Consider the following 22,498-nt stretch of genomic DNA (forward strand, 5'->3'; position numbering starts at 1 on the left):
GTCTCATACGGATTCCGGATAATCCGTTCCAGCCCCTCCGCGTCGCTGCGGTGCGTCCACGCCGCTCCGTCACCGTTTTTCCTGCTCCCTCCGGTCGGGTTCATCGGTTATGGGATAACGGATGAACCGGAACTCTTATCAGGCGTATTGCGGCTGCACCCCCAGCACTTTCAGGCGCACCATATTGGCCACAAACACCACGCCCGCGCCCAGCGTCAGGGCAAAGAGCAGCACAAAGGCCACCTGGGGGCCCAGGGTTGGCTTCAGGGCGCTGAACAGCAGCGGCAGGGCAAAGCCGCCCAGGCCGCCCAGCATGCCCACCAGTCCCCCCACCACGCCCATCTGCCCGGGGTGCCACTGCGCCACCAGGGCGTAGGTGCTGGCCTTGCCAATGCCCATGCCGGCCCCCACCAGGGTGGTCAGGGCCAGGAAGGGCGCCAGGGGCAGGTCGCGCAGCAGCGGCAGCAGACCAGCCGCCATGCACAGAAACGAGGCCACCGTGACCCCGCGCGGTCCAAAGCGGTCTGACAGGTAGCCGCCCAGGGGCCGCAGCAGGCTGGCTGGAAAGATGAACAGCGCCGTCAGCAGCCCCGCCTGCGCCAGCGGCACCCCGTAGTGATCCACATAGTATTTGGGAAGCACCAGACTGTAGGCCACGTAAGCCCCAAAAAACACCACGTAGTACAGCCCGAAGCGCCAGACCTGCACCCGGCGCAGGGGCCGCAGCCAGTCGGCCAGGGTGCGGCCCGTGGGGGCGGCCCGGTCCGCCGGGGCCAGGCGCAGGGTGAGGGCGGCGGCTCCAAGCAGCAGCAGCCCAAAAACGAAGGGCACAAAGTGCCAGCCTCCCGGCACCAGCAAGCCGGCCGGGACTGCCGCCACCAGCAGAGGCGCCAGCAGCTTGGTCAGGCTGGCGCCGGCATTGCCCGCGCCGAAGGTGCCCAGGGCCAGCCCCAGGCGCCCGGCCGGCACCCACTGGGCAATCCAGGCGTTGCCCACCGCGAAACTCACGCCGGCCAGCCCAACCCCCAGGGCCAGCGCCAGCAGGAGGGGATAGGTCTGGGCATAGGCCAGCGCCAGGGCAAAGGCCGCCGTCAGACCCAGCGCCGCCACAAACACCCGCCGGCCCCCATAGCGGTCGGCCCAGAGGCCAGCGGGCAGGCGCAGCAGCGAGCCGGTCAGCACCGGAATGGCGCTCAGCAGGGTGAACTGTGCGTCGGACAGGCCCAGCGCCTGACGAATGGGCAGCCCCACGATGGCAAACATCACCCACACGGCGAACATCAGCGTAAAGCCGCTGGTGGCGGCCGTCACCACGCGCCGGGCGTCGGGGCTGAGGGGCCCAGAAGCAGAGGGCCCTGCGGTGGAGGGGACTGTGGCTGAGGAAAGAGGGGCGGGCGCAGGCGTGGGGTGGGTGGACATGGCAACCTCCTGTGCAGGGTGGGGGGGCGAAGAGGGCGACGCGGACAGGGGGGATTAGAACAGCGCCACGCCCGGCGGCGGCACAGGCAGCGGCTGGCGCAGCGGTAGCAGCTGCACCGCTGTGAGCTTGAAGCCGGGCATGCGCGAGTGGGGGTCCAGGGCCTGCGGATCGGTCAGCAGATTGGCGGTGTCTGGCCAGTGAAAGGGCACAAACACCGTGTCGGGCCGCAGGCCGGGCGCCAGCGCCACCGGGGCCTGGGCCTGCCCGTGGGCGGTGCGCAGCAGCACGCGGTCGCCCGCACGCAGGCCGTGGGCGCGGGCGGTGTCGGGGTGCAGCTGCACCGCGAAGTCGGCCTTCAGCGCAGGGTTGCGCCGGGACTGCGTGCCACTCTGGTACTGCGCGCCCAGCCGCCCGGTGGTCAGGTGCAGCGTGCCCGGGGCGTGGGGCGGCTCTGGCAGCTGGGGCACATGCAGGGTGGCCAGGCCGTCGGCCGTGGGGTACGGCGGGGCATAGGTCTGCGGGGTCCCGGGCCGCTGCGCCGAGGGCACCGGCCACTGCACGCTCTCCTCGTCCAGCCGCTGCGCGCTGAGACCGCTGTAGTCGGCGGTGCCCCCGGCCGTGGCGCGAAAGAATTCATCCTGCAGGGCCTGAAAGTGGGGATACGTGAAGCCCTGGTCCTGCCCTGCGGCGCGCGCCAGGTCGCACAGAATGCGCCAGTCCTCGCGCGCGGCGCCCGGCGGCCACGTGGCCCGGCGCCGGCGCTGCACCCGGCCCTCCAGGTTGGTGGTGGTGCCTTCGGTCTCGCACCACATGGACCCTGGCAGGACCAGGGTGGCCAGGGCCGCGGTCTCGCTGGGCAGCACGTCAATCACAATCAGGTGGCGCAACTGGCGCAGGTGCTGGGCCACCTGTCCGGCCCCCGCCGCACTCACCGCCGGATTGGCCGCCAGCACCACCAGGGCGTCCAGCTGCGTGCCGCAGGCGGTCAGCAGCTCCTGGGCACTCAGGCCCGGGGCGGGCAGGTCCTGGGGCGCGCAGCCCCACAGGGCCGCGATTTCGGCGCGGTGCACGGGGCTGCGCAGCGAGCGGCCACCGGGCAACTGATCGGTCTTCTGGCCGTGCTCGCGCCCGCCCTGGCCGTTGCCCTGGCCGGTGAGCGGCGCGTAGCCGCCGCCCGCTTTGCCCACATGCCCGCTCAGGAACGCGAGGTTCAGCCACGCCTGCACCGTATCGGTGCCGTGCAGGTGTTGTTCCGGACCGCGCCCCGTCAGGATCAGGGGGGTGCGCGCCTCGGCGTAGGCGCGGGCCAGCCGCAGCACCTCGGCTTCAGGGACGCCGCAGGCGCGCGCCACCCGCGCCGGGTCGTAGGCCTGCGCCTGCGCCAGCACGGCCGCCACGCCGTGCGCTGGGGCGGTGGGCTGCAGGCGGCCCCAGCGGTCCATCAGGTGCAGCAGCCCCAGGGCCAGCAGGCCATCGGTGCCCGGCTGCAGGGCGAGGTGGTGCCCAGCGACTTTGGCGGTGGGGGTGGCGCGCGGATCAATGGCCCAGACCGCGCCGCCCCGGTCCTTGCTGGCCTTGAGGTACTGCGCCAGCGGGGGCAGGGTTTCGGCGATGTTGGCGCCCACGAGGAGCACAAGGTCGCTGCGGGGCAGGTCATCCAGAGGAAACCCCAGGCCCCGGTCGTAGCCCAGCGTGCGGGTCAGGGCCGCGCTGGCACTGGCCATGCAGTACCGCCCGTTGTAATCAATGTTGGGCGTGCGCAGCGCCAGCCGCGCGAACTTGCCCAGCAGGTAGGCGGTTTCATTGGTGAGGGCCCCACTGCCGAACACACCGGTTCGTTCCGGCGCGGCACGCATTAGCGGCCCCAGCGCGGACTCGACGTAGGCCAGGGCGTCGTCCCAGCCCACCGGCACCAGTTCACCGCGGTGCCGCAGCAGCGGTGTGGTCAGGCGCTCGGGGTGGCGCAGATCATTCAGCGCGGCCAACCCCTTTTTGCACACCGTGCCGTGGGCCACCGGGCAGGCCTTGGTGGGGGTGGCGCGCACCGGCAGGCCACCTTCAAGGTGCAGGTCGAAGTTGCACTGCACCGCACAGTACGGGCAGGTGGTGCGGACCGTCGGAGAAAAAGGGGGCCTCTGAACCATGCCGCCACCTTGGCGGGCAGGGCCAGGGATGTCAAGGCCAAATTTGCAAAGTGTTCGAGTATTTTTTGGTTTTGAGCAGGATTTTGGGGCAGAGGCTAGGAATAACTACACTTAGTTTGCTTCCCGTCTATATTTTTGTTGACATTTTTCAGCATGAGCCTTTAACTGGGGCGCAGCAGGCACTGGGTCTTCTCTCGTCTTTCCCGCTGTGCCTGCGCCCTGTTCTGGGAGGTTGCACATGTTCACCCCTTCTCTCTCTGCGGCTTCTCTGCCCCACGTCGTGGTTGTGGGCAACGGCATGGTGGGTCACCGCCTGGTGCAGCGCCTGCGCGAAGGTGCCGCTGCCCAGACGATGCGGCTGACTGTTATTTCTGAAGAGCCTTGCCTCGCTTACGACCGGGTGCAGTTGTCGCGTCAGTTCGATGACCCCCGCCCAGACCTCGCCCTGGCCAGCCCCGACGACTACGCCGTGCTGGAGGTGGCCGTGGTCTGGGGCCGCGCCCACACCCTGAACCCGGCGGCCCGCACAGTGGCCGTGGGCGACCTCACGCTGCACTACGACGCCCTGGTGCTCACCACCGGTTCCGTGCCGTTTGTGCCGCCCCTGCCGGGCCGGGACGCAGCGGGCTGTTTCGTGTACCGCACCCTGGCGGATCTGGACGCCATTCGCGCCGCCGCCCACACCGCCCACACGGGCGTGGTGATCGGCGGAGGCCTGCTGGGGCTGGAAGCGGCGGGCGCCCTGCGCAAACTGGGGCTGCAGACCCATGTGGTGGAGGCCGCGCCCCACCTGATGCCCGCGCAGCTGGACAGCGAAGGCGGCGCGGCCCTGCGGCGCACCGTGGAGGCTATGGGGCTCGGGGTTCATACCGGCCGCGCGCCGCAGGCCATCACCACCGACGGGGCTGGCCGGGTCACGGGCCTGCGCTTTGCCGATGACCACCTGCCGGCCGACCTCATTGTGTTTTCGGCCGGCATCCGGCCCCGCGATGACCTGGCGCGGGCCGCTGGGCTGGCGCTGGGGGAGCGCGGCGGCGTAAAGATTGATGATCTGGGGCGCACCTCGGACCCACACATCTATGCGGCGGGCGAGTGCGCCGCGCATGCTGGGCGCACCTATGGCCTGGTGGCGCCGGGGTACCGCATGGCGGCCGTGGTGGCCACCAACCTCCTGCGCGACCTGGGGCTGCTGAACACCGCGCCCGCCCTGTTTCAGGGTGCAGACCTGTCCACCAAGCTGAAGCTGCTGGGCGTGGAGGTGGGGTCGTTCGGTGACGCCCACGGCCAGACGCCGGGCTGCCGCACTGTGTCCCTCAGTGACAACGTGCGCGGCACCTACAGCAAACTGGTGCTGGCCGAGGACGGCTCTCGGGTGCTGGGCGGCCTGCTGGTGGGGGACACTGCCCGGTACAGCGAACTGCTGGACCTCACGCTGTCGGCCACACCGCTCACGGCGCCGCCCGAAACCCTGCTGGTGCCGGCCCTGCCGGCCTCCGGGGCGCTGCCCCAGGCGGATACCCTGGTGTGCTCCTGCGAGAACGTGCGTGAAAGCGCCGTCTGCGCGGCGGTGCAAGGAGGCGCGCGGGATGTGGCTGGCCTGAAGCGCTGCACCGGCGCGGGCACCGGGTGCGGCGGCTGCGTGCCCACCCTGCATGGCCTGCTGCAGACGGAACTGCGCCGCCTGGGGCAGGTGGTGACCAATCACCTGTGCGGGCACTACGCCCACAGCCGCCAGGAACTGTTTGACCTGATCCGCGTGCGCGGCCACCGCACCTGGGACGAGGTGCTGGCCGCCCACGGCAGCGGGCACGGCTGCGAAATCTGCAAGCCGGCCGTGGCCTCCATTCTGGCCAGCCTGCACGGCGAACTGGTGGTCAGCCCCGCTCACGCTGCCGTGCAGGACACGAACGACGCTTTTCTGGCGAACATTCAGAAGAACGGCACGTACTCCGTGGTGCCGCGGGTGCCGGGCGGGGAAATCACCCCCGCCGGCCTGATGGCCATCGGCGCGGTGGCCCAGAAGTACGGCCTGTACTGCAAGCTGACCGGCGGGCAGCGCATTGACCTGCTGGGCGCACACCGCGACGACCTGCCCCTGATCTGGGAGGACCTGATTGCGGCGGGCTTTGAGAGCGGGCACGCCTACGGCAAGAGCCTGCGCACCGTGAAAAGCTGTGTGGGGTCGGCGTGGTGCCGCTACGGCGTGCAGGACTCGACCGGGCTGGCGGTGCGGCTGGAACTGCGCTACCGGGGGTTGCGCAGCCCGCACAAACTGAAAAGTGGGGTCTCTGGCTGCACGCGCGAATGCGCCGAGGCGCGCAGCAAGGACTTTGGCCTGATTGCCACGGAACATGGCTGGAACGTGTACGTGGGCGGCAACGGCGGCGTGACCCCCAAACATGCCCTGCTGCTGGCCGAAGGGCTCAGCGAGGACGAGGTGGTGCGGCTCCTCGACCGGTACCTGATGTTCTACGTCCGCACGGCAGACCGCCTGCAGCGCACCTCGGCGTGGCTGGAGGGGCTGGACGGCGGCCTGGCGTACCTGCGCCGCGTGATTGTGGATGACCACCTGGGGCTGTGCGCCGAACTGGAAGCCGACATGGCCCGCCACATTGCCTCGTATCAGGACGAGTGGGCTGCGGCCCTGGCTGATCCTGGGGTGCGCGCCCGCTTCCGCACTTTCGTCAACGCCGAAGAGCGGGACGACGGGGTGGTGTGGGTGGATGAACGCGGCCAGATCCGCCCAGCCGAGCTGCCCGACATCCTGAGCGGGTTGCCCCAACTGCCCCTGCACGGGGGTGACTGATGCCCGGTTCCACTGACGCCACGTTGACCATCAACGCTCACCGTTGGCCCAAGGAGCGCCCATGACCTTCTTGCCTTCTCCCCCACTGCCCTGGACGCGCGTGTGCTCTGTCAGCGACATTCTGCCCGGCAGCGGTGTCTGCGCCCTGGTTGGCGGCGTGCAGGTGGCGGTCTTCCGGGTGGCAGGCGCCCTGTACGCCACCGCCAACCGCGATCCGTTCACGGGCGCCAACGTCTTGTCGCGCGGGCTGACCGGCAGCGATGTGCAGGGCGGGGCCCTGCGTTACACCGTCGCGTCTCCGCTGCTGAAACACCGCTTCGATCTGGCCACAGGGCAGAGCCTGGACGACCCAGGCGTGCGCCTGCCTGTGTATGCCACCCGCCTTGAAGGAGGTGACGTATGGATTGGTTCGCCCATCTGAACGTCCTGAGTCTGGAATCCCGCCGCAGCGAAGAAATGGAAGCCCTGATCCGCAAGTACGGCGGCACGCCGCAGGTGGCGCCCAGCATGCGGGAAGTCAAACTGGACCTGAGTGGCCCCCTGACCGCCTTTGAGCGGGACCTGAACGCCGGTGACATTCACGCGGTGGCCTGCCTGACCGGCGTGGGCACCCGCATGTTCCTCAAGGAACTGGCCGCCCGGGACCCGAAACATCTGGACGCCCTGCGAAACCTGCCCCTGATTGCCCGGGGCAGCAAACCCGCGCAGGCACTCAAGGCGTTTGGGTTGCCCAGCCTCCTGGTGCCCAAGCCCTGCACGTGGCATGAAGTCACCGAGCACCTGCTGGCCACCCTGACGCGCGGGCAGCACGCGGTGGTGCTGGAATACGGCGAGGCCCTGCCCCTGGCCATGCGGCGGGAACTGGGCGAGGCGGGCATTCGCGTGACCAGCATTCCGGTGTACCGCTGCGCCTTTCCGCAGGACACCGGCCCGCTGGCCCGCGCGGTGCGGGATGTGGTGCTGGGCGGCCCAGACATCCTGCTCCTGTCCAGTGGGACCCAGCTGCTGCATTTCCTGAAATACGCCGAGAAACTGGGCCTGCTGGCTGAGGCGCGCGCGGGGCTCGCCCGGCTGGTGGTGGTGAGCATCGGCCCGGCCTGCAGCGAGGCCGCCGCCGACCTGGGTCTGCGCATTGATCTGGAAGCGAACCCGCACAAGATGGGCATTCTGGTGCGCGTGGCCGCAGAACACGCCCCCGGTCTGATTGCGCAGCGGTTGGCGCGAGCGGGCTAAGCGGTCACGCAGCAGGGCGGCGCTCCTCAGAAGGGGAGCGCCGCCCTGCTTGGGGGTGTTTTAAGGAAGCTGCTACCAAGTGCAAAGTGAAATGTTTTCACAAGCAAGGACCTGAAAAAGTACCTATTCCAGGCAGTGTCGGCACTTTCTTCAGGTGCCGCCTGGGCATTTCTAGAGGCAGACCAGGTAGAAAGTGGCTTGCTAGGCCCGAAGTGCCAGCGCTCTCGTCATATTCGGCACTTCCAACTTTCGAGCTGAATCATCGCTTGTCGCGTCCTACAGAGGAAATTCGCCACTTTACGTTTCGTAGCAGCTTCCTTAAAACACCTCCCACTGGGGCGGCTGGTCTGGTCATAAAGCCGATTTGCAGGTCGGGGTGCCGCGAGCATTACACCAGAATTTCCCGCTCACGGCTTGACCGTGTCCCGCTGGAATTCAGATCCGACCTGACAGGTGGCAGGCCGGGGGGAGAAGGGACGTCAACTGGGCACGCCGGCTTTCAGGGTTAGTTCCTGGGCTGATCCCCGGCGGTTTGACCGGGGGTCCGTGTCCGTCAGTGGCAGCACAGCGCTGCTTTCCGTACGCATCCCCTTCATGGCTGGCCCCAGGGCCCCAGAGGGAGAGGCAGTTACGGCTGAACGCGCACCAGGGCGACGACATTGCCCACCCCGCTGCCGGTAATGGCGGTGTGCCCCGCGACGACCAGCTTGCCGTCGGGTTGCACCTGCAGGGCGTTGGCATAGTCCATGCTGTCGGTCGAGCCCCCCACAGAGGTGATGACCTTCCCACCGCTGCCAAAGGTCGGGTCCAGCGTGCCGTCCGCGTTGTACCGCACCAGGACGATGTCATTGGTTGTTGTGCCGCCCACATTGGTGGTGCGGCCCGCGATGACCAGTTTGCCGTCGGATTGCACCTGGAGGGCCCTGATATCGTCCGTGCTGTTGGTTGGGCCCACCGCCGTGATGACCTTCCCACCGCTGCCAAAGGTCGGGTCCAGCGAGCCGTCCGTGTTGTACCGCACCAGGAGGCTGTCATTGCCCGTTGTGCCACCCACATTGGTGGTGTACCCCGCGATGACCAGTTTGCCGTCGGATTGCACCTGGAGGGCAAAGACATAGTCCTGGCTGCTGGTACCCCCCACGGGGGTGATGACCTTCCCACCGCTGCCAAAGGTCGGGTCCAGCGATCCGTCCGCGTTGTACCGCGCCAGGGCGACGTCATTGCCCGTTGTGCCGCCCTGATTGGCGGTGTTCCCCGCGACGACCAGCTTGCCGTCAGGGAGCACCTGAAGGGCGTAGGCTGAGTCACTGCTGCTGGTCGGGCCCACCGCCGTGATGACCTTGCCCCCACTGCCAAAGGTGGCGTCCGGCGTGCCGTCCGCGTTGTACTGAGCCAGGAAGACGTCCTGGCCCGTCGTGCCACCTACGTTGGTGGTGTATCCCGCGACGACCAGCTTGCCGTCGGATTGCACCTGAAGAGCGTTGGCTGAGTCATGGCTGCTGGTGCCCCCCACAGAGGCGATGACCTTCCCACCACTGCCAAAGGTCGGGTCCAGCGAACCGTCCGCGTTGTACCGCACCAGGAAGCTGTCATCGCCCGTTGCGCCGCCCGAATTGGTGGTGTACCCCGCCACCACCAACTTGCCGTCGGGTTGCATCTGCAGGGCGTTGGGAAAATCATGGCTGTTGGTTGGGCCCGCCGCCGTGATGACCTTGCCCCCACTGCCGAATGTGGCGTCTAGCGTGCCGTCCGCGTTGTACCGCATCAGGAAGCTGTCAAGCCCCGTCGCGGCACGTGGATCGCCCGTCGACCCTGCCACCACGAGCTTGCCATCAGGCTGCACCTGCAGGGCGACGGCGACGTCTCCGCCGGAGCTCGGGGTGAAGACCTTCCCACCACTCCCAAAGCAGGCATCCAGGGCCCCCGGCGCGGCGGCCGAGATCCCCAGCCCCGTCAGCGTGCTGGTGGGACTGCCCGCCGTGCCGGTGACCCGCACCTTGCATATCGTGTCGGCATCCACCTGGGTTGCAGCGAGCGCCGCGGCCCGACTCTGCGCGGCCGCCTTGGTCTCTTCCGCGGTTTTGGCCACCCGGGTCTGGGTGTCTTCCACGATCTCGAAGACCAGCGAGAAGGTGTATGGATCATGCTGTGGGTCGGCCTGCAGCGGCAATTTGACTGCGAAGGTGATTTGCCCGTCGAACTGATCTGGGGCTGGGTTCGCCGCCAGGGTGCGGTTGGCCGTGCTGACCTTGCTGCGCACCACGTAGCCGTACGGCAGCACCCCCCTCACACCACTTGGCAGGCCCAGACTGCTGGCCTCGGCTTCGGTGAACGCCATAAAGTCCGCCTGATTGGGGTTCACCTCAGGCTGGCCATTCCCCTGCATCATGCCGTGCACGGGCAGAATCCGGGTTACCAGGGTGGGGTCAGCGGGCGACCCGTCAAGGCGCTTGAGGTTGCGCACGGCGGAACCGGCAATCGTGGCCGGGGTGCTGGCGTCCACGGCCATAAACGTCAGGTTGCTCCGTGCTCTTGGGAACGCGGTGACCCCATCGGCCGTCGCGTTGCGCACGTCGTAGGTGGCGTACAGGTACCGGGTGCCTGTCCCGGCCATGCCCACATCGAAGCTGCCCTTGGAATTGAAGCGCAGTTGCAGGCCAGCTGGTTGCACGGTCAGCGCCTGACCACTCAGGCCACCATCCACGGGCCGCACACTGGTGGCGTAGAACAGGGTGCCCACGCCGCTGAAGGTGACTTCCATGCGGCCCAGCGAGCGGGATGGGGCCGTCGGAGTGGTGGCGACGGGGGCGGGGACCGGGGGCTGCACGGTCGCGTTGGGCTGACCGCAGGCGGTAAGCACGGCGGTGAGCAGCAGGGCAGCGGACAGGGTGCGGCGCATGGGGGGCTCCTTAGAAGGGGGGTCGTCAGGGAAGCGGCTAGAAGGTGGTGTCTTCGGTGCCAACACCCGGCAGCGGCAGGCGACCGGGGCCAGGACCGATGGGCACGCTCTGGGCCAGAGTAGTCACTTCCCACCGGCCCAGGGGCTCCAGGCGCGGGGGTTCGTAGACACGGGTGGGCGTGGACACCGGGGCCGGCGTGGAGCAGCTCGTCTCAGGCGTTGTCATAGGATGAAGCGCAGCTTAACGGCTCGCGGCTTCCCCGAATCTGACAGGCCGGGCACCGCCGGTTGACACAGCGCCAGGCCCGGAAGCGGGCCGGCCTGTTCCAACGCTTAAGGCACCCCGAGGACGCAGAAAAGTGCTGTTTGGAAGACCTCAGCGCGGGTCTCTGTTTCACTGCTCGCGCGAGGCCTCATAGGCACCCATTGTGCCAAGACGCTGCCGCAGCACGATTCGTGAATCCCTTCACTCTTCGCTTGGTAGCAGCATCCTTAAAACACCCCCTGCTTGACCTGAAGCCTTCTGACGTTGGCAGAAGGGTCACGTCTGCCAGTCTTCACCCCCCGAACAGACCAAAGGCCCCGATAGTTCGGGGCCTTCGTGAACCAAGCGGGGCTCAGTGCTGGGGTTAGTTGGTCTTGGACAGCTTCAGCTGGTACTTGTTGAAGGGGCTGTCGTCGGTGGTGGTGGCGCTGCTGGCAATTTCGTAGCTGGTGGCCACGAGGTAGTAGGTGCCAGCGGCCGGCAGCGTGAAGGTGATTTCCGAGTCGCTGTCGATGCGGGGGGTGCCGCGGTCATCGTTGGTGGCCAGCACCTTGCCGGTGCTGTCGACGAGGGACAGGAAGGAATCCAGCTGGCCGCCCAGCTGCGCCGCCGCGAGCATCTCCGCCTTGATCTGATCGCCGCTTGCGCCCGTGAACTTGAAGTAGTCAAAGTCGCGGGGCTTGCCGTAGATGTAGGCCGTCTGGGTGGTCTGGCCGTAGGCGATGGTCTTGGCGCTGGCCATGTCATCGTTGGGCTCGTAAGGATCGGTGGGGTTGAGGTTCACCACGCCGGCAGGCACGATCACGCGCTTCTCGTCGGGGCGGTAGTAGGTCGAGCCGCTGGTGGCGGTCAGGGTCCCAATGAAGGTGCCGCGGTCCTCGGTCTTGCCACCGGTGGTGCTCAGGTCGGGGCCAGCCACGTAGATGTCGTAGGTGCCAGGGGCAATTTCGCTGAAGCGGGCCTGGCCGTTGTTGTCGGTGGGGCTCAGGTACAGCGGGGTGGGGTCGTCACTGGCCCCGGCGCGCATGCCCTGACCGCGCAGGATCACGTCACCCAGGATACCGGTCTGCACGCCGTTGGAGTTGCTGATGTAGTCCACATCAATCAGCACGTTGGCGCCCTTGGCCGGCAGCGCGGCGCAGTCGGTGAGGTTCTGGGCGATCTTGCCCGCGTCCAGGCGGCCCCAGCCGGTTTCACGGTCAAAGCCGTTGGGGTTGGTCCCGATGCTGCCGTCCGCGTTCATTTCCATCACGCGGCGCACCTGGTAGGGGGTGGCAGCGGGGCACTTCTGCAGAATCAGTGCAGCCACCGCCGTGGTGTACGGCGAGGAGAACGAGGTCCCCGAGATCAGGGCGTACCCGCCTTCCGGGTTGGTGTCCTGCCAGGTGGGGTTGACCAGCATGGTGTCCTGGCCGGGGGCCGCCGTGGAGATGTGACGGCCGCTGGTGCTGAAGGTGACCTTGCGGTTGCTCGCGTCCAGCGCGCCGGAAGCGATCAGACCGGGCAGGGCGGCCGGGTACTGGAACTCGTCGTGGTAGGAGTTGCCCATGGAAGCCACGACAGTGGTGCCGTTGGCCATGGCGTAGTCGAAGGCATCCTTGACCGGACCGAAGCTCAGGCCGCCGCCCCAGGAGTTGTTGATGGCGCGCGCCCCGTTGTTGGTGGCCCACACGGCGCCCAGCGCGATCTCGAAGCTGGAGTAGCCACCGGGGTTGAACATCACGACCGGCATCCACTTGGCTTCGTACGCCAGGCCCACAATGCCCTTGCCGTTCTTGGCCGCCACAATGCTGGAGGCCACGAAGGTGCCGTGCGAGTTCTCGGGCTTCTTGAAGTAGTCCTTCCACGCCTGACCGTCGGTGTAAACCTTGTTCTGGCGGGGATCGAAGGCCTTGCCCGCCCAGTTGGGCGCCAGGTCGGGGTGCGTCACGTCGCCCGGGTCGTCAATCACGGCCACCAGCACGCCCTTACCGGTCAGACCCTTGTCCCAGGCGGCCTTGGCGTTCAGGTGCCGGGGGTCCAGCGCGTACTGGGGCAGCACGTCGAACACCTGGTCCGCGTTGGCGGCCTGGGGGGCCAGGCTGCTGTTGGTGATGGTGGGCGCCCCGCGGTCGGGGATCACCACAGGGTTCACGCTGGCGTACCGCACGCCGTCCACTTTGGCGCGGCTGGTGAGCTTCATGGCGTCGCCAGAGACGCGAACCAGTGCGGTCTTGATTTCGGGGATGGTGCGGACCAGTTCACCGCCCATGGCCTTGACGGCGGCGCTCAGGCCAGCTTCGGTGTCATAGCCCACCACCACTTCGTTCTGCACGTACTGCAGGTTGCCGATGCGGGCAAGCTGCTGCTCAGCGGCGGCAGGAGCGGTGGCCACGGGGGCAGACTGGTTGGAGCAGGCGGCGAGCATGGCGGTCAGACCGAGCACGCCCAGGGTCAGCGGAAGGTTCTTGCGCATTATTGAAGCCTCACTGTGAAGAAAAAAGGGCCGCAGAGGAAAACAGAAGAGTGAACCTGGGGGGCCCGTGGCGGGGCCCCAGGTGGGGGCGCTTACTTCTCGCCCGTGATGAAGTCCCAGTTCATGTTGACGGGACGGGTCTGCAGGATGGGCGCGTCGGTGCTGGCGGGCCAGGTGTACACCGAGTACGCCGAGATGCGGTTGCCCTCACTGGGTGCGTACTTGTAGGCGAAGCCCGACTGCATTTCCCACTTGTAGGGGCGCAGGGGCTGAAGGGCCGGGACACCCAGCACGTTCAGGGGCAGGCTCACCGTGTGGGCCGCCGTATCAACAGGTGCCGAGTTCTTCGCCGCACCGAACTTGCCGCTGGTATCGGTCAGCACGTTGGCGGCGCTGGCCGGCGCGCCCAGGACTGCACCGGCGCTGGTGAACACGGCGCTCTGGCCCACAGCGATGCCGTTGCCCGTGGGGCCCGTGCCTTCTTCCACGCGGATCAGGGCGTTGCTGGCGGCGCCGGGCAGGTTGTAGCCGTTGAGCGTCATCAGGTCGCGCAGGCGCAGGTTGTAAGCCGCGCCGTCGGCGCCGATGGCCGTCTGGTTCTGGCCCAGCACGAAGGTGGGGTTCAGGCTCACGCCGGTGCTTTCATCGGCGGGCGCCACCAGGGTGGGGGTGAACTGCGCCAGCGGCGTGGTCTGGGTGGTGTTGCTGGCCACGGTATTGGCGCCGCGGGCCACCACACGGTAGGTGAAGGTCTTGCCGACCATCAGGTCTGCGCTGGTGTCGCGGAAGTTGAAGGGCCGGGCCGCCTGGTTGGTGGCGCTGCAGGCCGCGTTGGCGCCGCCGCCCACCGTGCCCACTTTGGTAAAGGTTGTGCCGTTGTCCGAGCGCTCGATGTCAAACGCGAAGGGCACGGCCGCCGTGTTGGTGTAGCACCAACGCAGTTCCACAAACACGCCCGAGCCGCTCGGCGCCGCGTCGGGGCTGGGGGCGTCGTAGGGGGTGGTCCACGAGCCTTCCTGTTTCAGGGTGAAGGCCGTGGCAGTGGCGGCGGTTGGGGCGGCCACGGTCACATTCTGGTTGGCGTTCGTGTTGATCAGCTTGATCGGCACGATGTAGCGCGAGTAGTTGTAGTTGAAGTCCACCACCATGATCTGCAGGTAGACCGTCTCGCCCGCGGCGCTGCCAAAGCCCGCGATGAAGTTGGGGGACGCGGCGCTGGGCACTGTGACCGCGCCCGTATCAATGACGCCCTGCTTGTCCTGGGGCGGCGCAAAGTTCCAGTTGTTGGCGGTGGAGGACGCCGTGATGGCGCCCGAACCCGGGGTACGGCCCAGCTGGGCATACATGATGCGGATGGGGCCGGTGTAGTCGGCGTTCGTGACGAGCTTGAAGTCCACGCTGTTCGTGAAGGTCGCCCCGGCCAGCGGGCTGCCGTCGGCACGCGTGAAGCTGATCTTGGCGGGCTCGGGGCTGACGGCCGTATCGAAGGCCGGGCGCTGCACCAGCTGCACGCTGGGGGTGTCGGTGCCCACCACGACGCCGTACAGGTCCGACCCCGCCATGCCGGCCTTGCGGGCCTTGAGGTCGTAGGTGCCGGCGCTCAGGCCGGTCAGGGTGAACTGGCCGTTGGCATCGGTGGTCACGGTGCCCAGGGTGGTATTGCCCTGCATAACGGTAATCACGCTGCCCGCCACAGGCGCGCCGATGTTCTGGTCCACCACGGTGCCGCGCAGGGGCGCAGTGGCAGCCGTAATGGCCACGGTCACGTCGGTGCTGGCGCTGGTCTTGTTGCCTGCAGCGTCGTAGGCGGTGGCGGTGTAGGTCTTCTTGCCGTTTTGCACCGCATTCAGGCTCACGTTCAGCTCGTAGGGCGCGGTGGTGTCTTCGCCCAGCTTGGTGCTGCCCTCAAAGAACTCCACCTTGGTGACGCCCACATTGTCCTTGGCGTCAGCCTTCAGCGTGGTGGTCCCAGCAGCCGTCACAGGGTTGGGCGCAGCCGTCAGGGTAATGGTGGGGGCAGTGGTATCAGCCGTAGGTGCCGTGGGCGGGTTGCAGCCGATCAGAAGGGTGCCAAGCACGAAGGCGGAACCGATAGACAGAGGTTTCAGGGCCATGGGTGAAAGTGACTCCTTACGAAGAGAGGAGGCGGAGAACGGTCAACCCCACGAGACAACCGGAGTGAAACGTGAAACAACCGTTCGTTCGGAGACAACGAGTGCAGATGAAATTGAGATGTAGCTCGTGAAGGGAATCTTAGAGCGCGCTCTGGAGAAGGTCAATGAACGCGTCCCATTTCCCCCTCTTGCATGAAAGCCATATGTCTAGACAGCTTTATACCGTGTTGAAGGTCACCATTGAATGCTGATCTGTTCCGCAGCCTCTGCGCCCAACCAACGGCCAAGCGAACAACCCCAACGGGTGGCTGTTGGCGAGCCGTGAAAAACCTTACACTTTGACCCAGGCCGTGTGGGTGTCTACACCATCTGCACCAGGAGGTTGTATGAGACGAGTTGCTCTGCTGTTGACGCTGCTGGCTGCTGGGCCACTGGCCGGTGCCCAGGCCAATGATCCCGTGACCCTGCCTTCAGGCGTGGTGGTCAAGGAGGTGCTGCCCGGCTACCTGCGCGGGAACGGCGGCTCCTATGAGGGCCACGACAACAAGGTGCTGGTCTGCCACGCGACGAGCGCCGTGGACAACAATGCGTACGTGGTGGTCAGCATCTCGCAGGCCGCGCTGGACGCCCACCTCGCCCATGAGCACCAGAATGGCAACGGACAGCGCCAGCACCGCGACGCGATTTACCTGAACGGGCTCACCTGCGGCTACAAGCCCAGCTGAGGACGCCGCCCTGCCCAGTGCAACGTCCTGGGTTTGAGACCCGCTTCGCTGGGCTGCTCTCAAGAGCACCTTTGAGGTTCTTACCAGAAGACAAGGCAGGCGGCGCCTGCCTTTCTTATGTGTCTGAACATCTGGCCCAGGCCACGCCTGGTCCGGGCCGCCCATAGGCAGCAACCGTTAAAGGCGCTGAGGTCTCGCACCGCCTGGAAGCCCTATCCCAGTTTCCAGGCCACTCGCTGGGTCCATCTGACTGAGAAAAGGCCGTCGAAGAGGACGGCCTTTTTCAGACGCTGTCGGCCAGCGGCCCGGCAGGCAGATGACGGTTCCCTGGGCCCTAACTCTCCAGGGCGTGCCAGGTGTTGGGGCCCACCACCCCGTCGGCACTCAGGCCGCGGCTGCTCTGGAAACTGCGCACGGCTGTTTCGGTTCCTGCCCCGAAGAGCCCGTCGGCGGCCACACTGTAGCCGCGCGCGGCCAGTTGGCCCTGGGCGGCCTGCACCGCCGGGCCACTGTCGCCTCGGCGCACCGTGCGGATCAGGCGTTCCCAGGTGACCGAGCCAATCACGCCGTCTGGCGTCAGGCCTGCGCCCTGCTGAAAGGCGCGCACAGCGCTGGCGGTGCCACTGCCGTAACTGCCGTCGGCCGTGAGGCTCTGGCCCGCCGCGATCAGCAGCCGCTGGGCATTGCGCACGCGCTCGCCGGTCATGGGCGCGCGGGTGGTGGGCCAGATGCGCAGCGTGACCCCCAGCCGGGCGGCCACATCGGCACGCAGCTGCGGCAGTTTGGCGTACAGCACGTCGCCGGGGCAGTCGGTGTTGTTGAAATCCCGATGCCCGTACAGTTCAGTGGCGGGAATGCCGTACTGCTGGCACAGCCACGCGCACATGGCCACCAGGGCGCTGTACTGCCCGCCTGGGGGCGCCACCGTCATGTAGTTGCCCTCGTTCTCAATTCCCACAGAGACATCGTTAAAGCCGTCACAGTGGGCCCCCTGCACATGCTGCTGTCCACCCTGGGCGGCTTCCAGGCTGCGGTGGCGGCCTTCCATGACGTAGCCGCCCCGGCTGATGGTGAACTGCTGCCCAGAGTCAATCCAGCCGCGCGAGAAGTGGCTTTCCTGAATGCTGCGCGCCAGGCTGTAGGCCTGGGTGCGCGACAGATCAGCGGTATTGGCGCTGTCGGTGTGGTGCACCAGAATGCGCGTGGGCCGGGCGGCCAGCAGCACAATGGGCGATTTGGGCGCCTGCGCGCCCCAGACCGCGGCGCCCGCCACCGACGGCTGGGTCAGTGCCAGCTCGTTGAGCGGCGCGGCGGGCAGCGCGGGATGCGTCACGTTCAGGCCGCAGCTGCTCAGGAAGGCGCCCCCACCCAGCAGGGCTCCCAGGCGCAGCACGTCACGCCGGCTGAAGGTGTTGTGTGTGGTCACGGCGCCCCCTCAGTTCCAGGCACAGTGGACGTGGTTGCTGTGGCCACCGGGCGGGTCGTAGTAGGCGTTGAAGGTCTGCGAAGGATCGCTGCCCATCGCAATGCAGGCGTTGCGCGCCGCCGTGTGGGCACTGTTGGGCGTACTCAGGCTGACTCCATTCCACACCCCGATATCAAGGGCCAGCCCGGCGTAGTGGTCCGAGTAGGTGGAATGCACGCCGCCCGCAATGGAGGTGATGTACAGCGAGTTGTTGGCCCCCAGGTTCGCCAGGCCCTGCAGCATGGAGCGTTTGAGCGCCACGGTCAGGCCGCAGTTGGCGTTGCTGGCGCAGCCGCGCGTGGCGAGGCGGCCGGCCGCTGTGTCCACAATATTCTGCCGGGGATTGCCGCCCGCCGTGGAACTGCTGGTGCCCAGCGTGATGCGCCCGTTGTTCAGAATCTGCTGCGCGAGGCTGGCGGTGGTACCGGAGCCTCCGGTGGAACTACCGGTGACCAGGGCGTGCCACGTGTTCAGGCCCACCACGCCATCCGCGCTGAGGCCACGTTTGGTCTGGAAATCACGCACCGCCGTGTTGGTGCCCGACCCGAAAACGCCGTCCACGGTTACACTGCTGTACCCGTAGCCGCTGCGCAACTGGTCCTGAACGGCGCGCACGGCGTTGTTGTTGTCGCCCTGACGCACGGTGACGATCAGTTTTTCCCAGGTGTTGCCGCCCACGATGCCGTCCACCACCAGGCCGTTGGCGCCCTGGAAGTTGCGCACGGCCGTGTCGGTGCCGGGGCCAAACGAACCGTCCACACTCAGGGTCTGGCCGCGGTGGCGCAGCAGGTACTGCAGGGTCACCACGTCGCGGCCACTGTCACCCTGCCGCAGCGCCTGCCACGTCAGCACCGACTGCGCGCCGAGGCGGGCGGGGTCCGTCTGGGCCACGGCGGGCGAGGAGGGCGCGCTGCAGGCAGCCAGCAGCAACACCGGGATCAGGACGGTCAAACGGGCATTCGTCATGTCACCTCCGGGCGCGGGGGGCGCGCCAGCACGCGACTTCAGACCCCATGCCGGGGTGAAACCGGTCACAGGCGCAGCTGAAGTTGTCGTGTGGGCCCACCCTACCCTACACGGCTGCCGGGGGCCGCACAGGTGGTCAGAACCAGTTGGGCGACATGTCTAGGGCAGTGGGGTCTGCAGCGTTTAGAAGATCGATGTGCACGCGCAGGGCCGGCAGTTCATGGAGTGCAAAGAAACGGGCGGCCTGCAGCTTGCCCCGGTAAAAGTCGGCCTCTTCACCCGTCGCCCCGGCCAGGGCGCGCGCCGCTGCCGCGCCCTGCCGCAGCCACATCCAGCCCACCACGGCGCCGCCCAACAGTTGCAGGGCGCTGTGGCCTCCGGCCAGCGTGCGTTCTGGGCCCAGTTCAGCGGCGCGGCGCAGCAGGCCCTGCAGGGCTTCCCCCCCAGCGGCCAGGACCCCGCGCACGCCGCTGCGGATCTCGTCCAGGCCCTCCAGGCTTTCACTGGCCGCCAGATCGGCGGTCAGACGCGCCTGGAACACGGCGAACCCCCGCCCACCTGCCTGCGTGAGCTTGCGCCCCAGCAGGTCTGCCCCCTGGATGCCCTCGGTGCCTTCGTGGATGGGGTTCAGGCGGTTGTCGCGGTAGTACATTTCGACGGGAAAGTCGCGGGTGTAGCCGGCCCCGCCCATCACCTGAATGGCTTCACTCAGGGCGTCCTGCACGTGGCGGCTGGGCCAGCTTTTCACGATGGGGGTCAGCAGGTCCAGCAGGAGGGCGGTGTCTGAACGCCCCGCCTCTGGGCCGGTGTGCAGGTCATCCACCAGGGCGCAGGCGTAAAGCGCCAGGGCCAGCCCGCCTTCCACAACCGCTTTCTGGCGCAGCAGCATGCGGCGCACGTCGGCGTGTTCAATGATGGGCACAGGCGGCGAGAGGGGATCACGCTGGCCGGGGCGGCGGCCCTGGCGGCGTTCGCGGGCGTAGGCGAGGCTGTGCAGGTAGCCCGCCGTGCCGAGCATCACGGCGCCCAGCCCCACGCCAATGCGCGCCTCGTTCATCATGTGAAACATCTGCGCCAGCCCCTGCCCCGGCTGCCCCACCAGCTCACCCACCGTTTCCCCGCCCTCGCCAAAATTCAGCAGGGTGTTCACGGTCCCGCGGTAGCCCATCTTGTGGTTCAGGCCCGCCAGCACCACATGGTTGCTGTCGCCTGGGGACCCGTCGGGGTTCAGGCGGTAGCGCGGCACCAGAAACAGGCTGATGCCGCGCACGCCCGCCTCGCCCCCAGCCACACGGGCCAGCACCAGATGCACGATGTTCTCGGTGAGTTCGTGCTCGCCGCCGGAAATCCACATCTTGGTGCCGTGGATGGCGTAGGTGCCGTCGCCCCGGGGGGTGGCGGTGGTGGCGATATCGGCCAGCCCGGAGCCCGCCTGCGGCTCGGACAGGGCCATGGTGCCAAACCAGCGCCCCTCCAGCAGCGGCTGAAGGTACCGGCGCTGCTGCTCCGGCGAGGCGAACTGCCGCTGCAGGTTGGCGTTGCCGATGGTCAGGAAGGGGTAGCCGCTCCAGGCGAGGTTGGCGGCCTGGAAGTGGGCCATGGCCGCCTGCGTGACCACCCAGGGCAGGGCCAGCCCGCCGAACTCTTCGTCGTGGTGGGCGCTGAAAAAGCCCGCCTCGCGAAACGCCTGCATGGCGCGCGCCGCGGCCGCGGGCAGCACCACCCGGCCCTCACGCACCACGGGCTCGTGTTCGTCGGCCTCGCGGGCATGGGGGGCAAAAAAACGTTCGGCCACCTCGGCGGCCAGGGCCAGCACCGCCTCATAATCGGCGCGGGTCTGGCTGGCAAAGCGGGGGCGGGCGGGCAGGGCGGCGGTGTCGAGCACCTCGAACAACTGAAACTGCAGGTCGCGGCGGTTGAGCACGGGGGGCATGACAAGTCTCCTTTGGGGGCAGCGGTGATGTCCGTCAACGTGCATTATGAACGCCTGCGTTAAGATAAAACCCACCCCGGAGGTATGCCCATGCGCGCCCTAATCTGCACCGCCTTTGCCCCGCCTGAAGCCCTGACCGTCCACGAGCGCCCCGATCCCCGGCCTGGCCCCGGCGAGGTGACGCTGGCGGTGCGCGCCGCCGGCGTGAATTACCCCGACGCCCTGATGGTGCAGGGGCTCTACCAGGTGCGCCCACCGCTGCCCTTTACGCCCGGCGCCGAAGCGGCGGGCGAGGTGCTGGCTGTGGGCGAGGGCGTGCGGGGCCTGCACCCCGGTCAGCGCGTGGCGGCATTTACCGGCCTGGGCGCTTTTGCCACCCACCTGAATGCCCCGGCCGCCGCTGTCTTCCCCCTGCCCGAGGCCCTGCCCTTTGAGATAGCCGCCGCCCTGCCGCTGGCCTACGGCACCGCGATGCACGCGCTGGTGGACCGCGCCGCACTCAGGGCCGGCGAGACGCTGCTGGTGCTGGGCGCGGCGGGTGGCGTGGGGCTGGCCGCCGTGATGATTGGCAAGGCGCTGGGCGCGCGGGTGATTGCGGCGGCGAGCAGCGAGGCGCGCCTGGCCATCGCCCGGGCCCACGGCGCCGACGAGACGGTCAACACCCAGACGGCCGATGTAAAAGAGGCCCTCAAGCACCTGTGCGGCGCCGCAGGGGTGGATGTGGTGCTGGACCCTGTGGGTGGCCCGGGGGCCGAAACAGCGTTCCGGGCCCTGGGCTGGGGCGGGCGGTATCTGGTGGTGGGCTTTGCAGGCGGCGAGATTCCGCGCCTGCCCCTGAACCTGCCGCTGCTCAAGGGCGCCAGCGTGGTGGGGGTGTTCTGGGGCGAGTACGCCCGGCGTGACCCAGCCGGGAACGCCGCCCATCTGGCGCGGCTGCTGGCCTGGATTGAAAGCGGCGCTGTGCGCCCGCTGATCAGCGCCCGCTACGCGCTGGACGCTGGCCCGCAGGCCCTGCGCGACTTGCTGGAGCGGCGGGTGACGGGCAAAGTGGTGATCGTGCCGTGACGACCCCGCCCTTTTACACCACCGCCGAGCTGGCGCGCGCCGCAGGCGTGACCCGGCGCACGGTGATGCACTACGCCGAACTGGGCCTGCTGGCGCCCGATCAGGTCACGGCGTCTGGGCGCTCGCTGTATGGGCCCTACGCCCTGCGCCTGCTGCGTGACCTGCTGGACCTGCGCGCGCTGGGCATGACCCTGGAAGAGGCGCGCGACATGGTGACCCTGCGCCGCGCCACCCACGACGTGACGGGCGCTTACCGCCACGATTGGACCCGGGCCGATGTCCCCATCGATGACGAGCGCCTGCAGGCCCTGCAAAGCCGCCTGCGCGCCATTCAGGGGGCCTACGAGCGGCAGGCAGAAAATCTGGCGCGCTTTGACCGCTGGCTGACCAAGCGCTTTACAGGTGGCGCTCTGGAGCCGACCGACCCACCGAACAGCTGATCAGGCTTCCGGTTCATCCGTTGTGGAACAACGGGTTCACCCGACCGGAGGGAGAAGAAAAAGCGGCAACGGAGAGGAGTGGAAGCAGCGCAGCGGAGGGGCTGGAACGGATCATCCGGAAGCCGTATGACCAATGGTGCGGACGGTGTTCAAGCGTGGCGAGTGACTTATGAAAGAAACGTCGTCTGGGCTGCTCGCCTCGCTTCCCCCTCTGCTACGCCGCTCTACGAGTCCCCCACGAGGGGGCAGGGGAAAAACAGCATGTTGGTTAGACTGTCCTCTATGGGCTGCTGAACCTGTCCGTACCATTGAGCAGAGCGAACACGAGAGAAGAGGGCCCCTGGCACTGGAAAGGCACCCCTGTGCCCTTTCCAAGAGGCTCTGCAAGCCCCGTATGGGCTACCCGCCGCGCCCTGCGCCCCTTCAGCGCTGGGAAGCTGGGGTTGACCAAAAAGGCCATCTGCTGTTCCAAGGACGCGGCGCAGTGGCCGGGGTCAAGACCAAGCCCCACACCCCCCATTTCACTTCCTGCACGCCTCTCCGTCCCCGTTTTGCCTTCCCCCTTCGG

At 67.8% G+C, this 22,498-nt stretch carries 15 protein-coding genes; 6 read left to right on the top strand and 9 right to left on the bottom strand.

Annotation, left to right across the window (positions count from 1 at the left end; genetic code table 11):
• Nucleotides 1-138: 138 nt before the first annotated feature.
• Complete coding sequence (locus K7W41_RS21700; RefSeq protein ID WP_224612488.1) at nucleotides 139-1,419, bottom strand: MFS transporter; 1,281 nt, start codon at nucleotides 1,417-1,419, stop codon at nucleotides 139-141.
• A gap of 54 nt (nucleotides 1,420-1,473) precedes the next feature.
• Nucleotides 1,474-3,564, bottom strand: coding sequence for a molybdopterin oxidoreductase family protein (locus tag K7W41_RS21705; protein ID WP_224612490.1), 2,091 nt, complete (start codon nucleotides 3,562-3,564; stop codon nucleotides 1,474-1,476).
• Between the two features lie 238 nt (nucleotides 3,565-3,802).
• On the opposite strand from K7W41_RS21705, the gene nirB reads away from it, so the two are divergent.
• From nirB to K7W41_RS21720, 3 genes are all read left to right on the top strand, one after another.
• The gene (gene nirB / locus K7W41_RS21710) at nucleotides 3,803-6,370 is read left to right on the top strand and encodes a nitrite reductase large subunit NirB (protein WP_224612492.1); all 2,568 of its coding nucleotides are present in this window, start codon (nucleotides 3,803-3,805) and stop codon (nucleotides 6,368-6,370) included.
• A 61-nt stretch (nucleotides 6,371-6,431) separates the two neighbouring features.
• Nucleotides 6,432-6,791 (top strand): nitrite reductase small subunit NirD, encoded by a 360-nt coding sequence (gene nirD / locus K7W41_RS21715; protein ID WP_224612494.1) that lies wholly within the window; start codon nucleotides 6,432-6,434, stop codon nucleotides 6,789-6,791.
• Nucleotides 6,770-7,603 (top strand): uroporphyrinogen-III synthase, encoded by an 834-nt coding sequence (locus K7W41_RS21720; RefSeq protein ID WP_224612496.1) that lies wholly within the window; start codon nucleotides 6,770-6,772, stop codon nucleotides 7,601-7,603. The genes nirD and K7W41_RS21720 overlap by 22 nt, the downstream gene beginning before the upstream one ends.
• A gap of 628 nt (nucleotides 7,604-8,231) precedes the next feature.
• Here K7W41_RS21720 and K7W41_RS21725 read toward each other — a convergent pair.
• From K7W41_RS21725 to K7W41_RS21740, 4 genes are all read right to left on the bottom strand, one after another.
• Nucleotides 8,232-10,502 (bottom strand): delta-60 repeat domain-containing protein, encoded by a 2,271-nt coding sequence (locus tag K7W41_RS21725; protein WP_224612498.1) that lies wholly within the window; start codon nucleotides 10,500-10,502, stop codon nucleotides 8,232-8,234.
• A 37-nt stretch (nucleotides 10,503-10,539) separates the two neighbouring features.
• Complete coding sequence (locus K7W41_RS21730; protein ID WP_224612500.1) at nucleotides 10,540-10,728, bottom strand: hypothetical protein; 189 nt, start codon at nucleotides 10,726-10,728, stop codon at nucleotides 10,540-10,542.
• A 403-nt stretch (nucleotides 10,729-11,131) separates the two neighbouring features.
• Nucleotides 11,132-13,222 carry a S8 family serine peptidase gene (locus K7W41_RS21735; RefSeq protein WP_224612502.1) on the bottom strand — a complete coding sequence of 697 codons (2,091 nt, stop codon included), beginning with the start codon at nucleotides 13,220-13,222 and terminating at the stop codon, nucleotides 11,132-11,134.
• Between the two features lie 92 nt (nucleotides 13,223-13,314).
• Nucleotides 13,315-15,336 (bottom strand): Ig-like domain-containing protein, encoded by a 2,022-nt coding sequence (locus tag K7W41_RS21740; RefSeq protein ID WP_224612503.1) that lies wholly within the window; start codon nucleotides 15,334-15,336, stop codon nucleotides 13,315-13,317.
• Between the two features lie 386 nt (nucleotides 15,337-15,722).
• Between K7W41_RS21740 and K7W41_RS21745 the strand changes: the two genes are divergently transcribed.
• On the top strand, nucleotides 15,723-16,061 hold the full coding sequence (locus K7W41_RS21745) for a hypothetical protein (RefSeq protein ID WP_224612505.1): 339 nt from the start codon (nucleotides 15,723-15,725) through the stop codon (nucleotides 16,059-16,061).
• A gap of 334 nt (nucleotides 16,062-16,395) precedes the next feature.
• Here K7W41_RS21745 and K7W41_RS21750 read toward each other — a convergent pair whose 3' ends face one another.
• From K7W41_RS21750 to K7W41_RS21760, 3 genes are all read right to left on the bottom strand, one after another.
• Nucleotides 16,396-17,487, bottom strand: coding sequence for a peptidoglycan recognition protein family protein (locus K7W41_RS21750; RefSeq protein ID WP_224612507.1), 1,092 nt, complete (start codon nucleotides 17,485-17,487; stop codon nucleotides 16,396-16,398).
• A gap of 9 nt (nucleotides 17,488-17,496) precedes the next feature.
• A complete protein-coding gene (locus tag K7W41_RS21755; RefSeq protein WP_224612509.1) occupies nucleotides 17,497-18,492 on the bottom strand; it encodes a peptidoglycan-binding domain-containing protein in 996 nt (331 codons plus the stop codon).
• Between the two features lie 136 nt (nucleotides 18,493-18,628).
• Entirely contained in the window at nucleotides 18,629-20,425 is a 1,797-nt protein-coding gene (locus K7W41_RS21760; RefSeq protein WP_224612511.1) for an acyl-CoA dehydrogenase, read from the bottom strand.
• A gap of 90 nt (nucleotides 20,426-20,515) precedes the next feature.
• On the opposite strand from K7W41_RS21760, the gene K7W41_RS21765 reads away from it, so the two are divergent.
• Both K7W41_RS21765 and K7W41_RS21770 read left to right on the top strand, forming a co-directional pair.
• Nucleotides 20,516-21,490 (top strand): NADPH:quinone oxidoreductase family protein, encoded by a 975-nt coding sequence (locus K7W41_RS21765; RefSeq protein WP_224612514.1) that lies wholly within the window; start codon nucleotides 20,516-20,518, stop codon nucleotides 21,488-21,490.
• Nucleotides 21,487-21,930, top strand: coding sequence for a MerR family transcriptional regulator (locus K7W41_RS21770; RefSeq protein ID WP_224612515.1), 444 nt, complete (start codon nucleotides 21,487-21,489; stop codon nucleotides 21,928-21,930). Before K7W41_RS21765 ends, K7W41_RS21770 begins: the two co-directional genes overlap by 4 nt.
• Nucleotides 21,931-22,498: the final 568 nt, after the last annotated feature.

The sequence above is a fragment of the Deinococcus multiflagellatus genome (genome assembly GCF_020166415.1).
Lineage (GTDB): Bacteria > Deinococcota > Deinococci > Deinococcales > Deinococcaceae > Deinococcus > Deinococcus multiflagellatus.

Coding starts and splice junctions, on each gene's coding strand:
- K7W41_RS21700 (WP_224612488.1), bottom strand. CDS start 1,419: ATGTCCACCCACCCCACGCCTGCGCCCGCCCCTCTTTCCTCAGCCACA.
- K7W41_RS21705 (WP_224612490.1), bottom strand. CDS start 3,564: ATGGTTCAGAGGCCCCCTTTTTCTCCGACGGTCCGCACCACCTGCCCG.
- nirB (WP_224612492.1), top strand. CDS start 3,803: ATGTTCACCCCTTCTCTCTCTGCGGCTTCTCTGCCCCACGTCGTGGTT.
- nirD (WP_224612494.1), top strand. CDS start 6,432: ATGACCTTCTTGCCTTCTCCCCCACTGCCCTGGACGCGCGTGTGCTCT.
- K7W41_RS21720 (WP_224612496.1), top strand. CDS start 6,770: ATGGATTGGTTCGCCCATCTGAACGTCCTGAGTCTGGAATCCCGCCGC.
- K7W41_RS21725 (WP_224612498.1), bottom strand. CDS start 10,502: ATGCGCCGCACCCTGTCCGCTGCCCTGCTGCTCACCGCCGTGCTTACC.
- K7W41_RS21730 (WP_224612500.1), bottom strand. CDS start 10,728: ATGACAACGCCTGAGACGAGCTGCTCCACGCCGGCCCCGGTGTCCACG.
- K7W41_RS21735 (WP_224612502.1), bottom strand. CDS start 13,222: ATGCGCAAGAACCTTCCGCTGACCCTGGGCGTGCTCGGTCTGACCGCC.
- K7W41_RS21740 (WP_224612503.1), bottom strand. CDS start 15,336: ATGGCCCTGAAACCTCTGTCTATCGGTTCCGCCTTCGTGCTTGGCACC.
- K7W41_RS21745 (WP_224612505.1), top strand. CDS start 15,723: ATGAGACGAGTTGCTCTGCTGTTGACGCTGCTGGCTGCTGGGCCACTG.
- K7W41_RS21755 (WP_224612509.1), bottom strand. CDS start 18,492: ATGACGAATGCCCGTTTGACCGTCCTGATCCCGGTGTTGCTGCTGGCT.
- K7W41_RS21760 (WP_224612511.1), bottom strand. CDS start 20,425: ATGCCCCCCGTGCTCAACCGCCGCGACCTGCAGTTTCAGTTGTTCGAG.
- K7W41_RS21765 (WP_224612514.1), top strand. CDS start 20,516: ATGCGCGCCCTAATCTGCACCGCCTTTGCCCCGCCTGAAGCCCTGACC.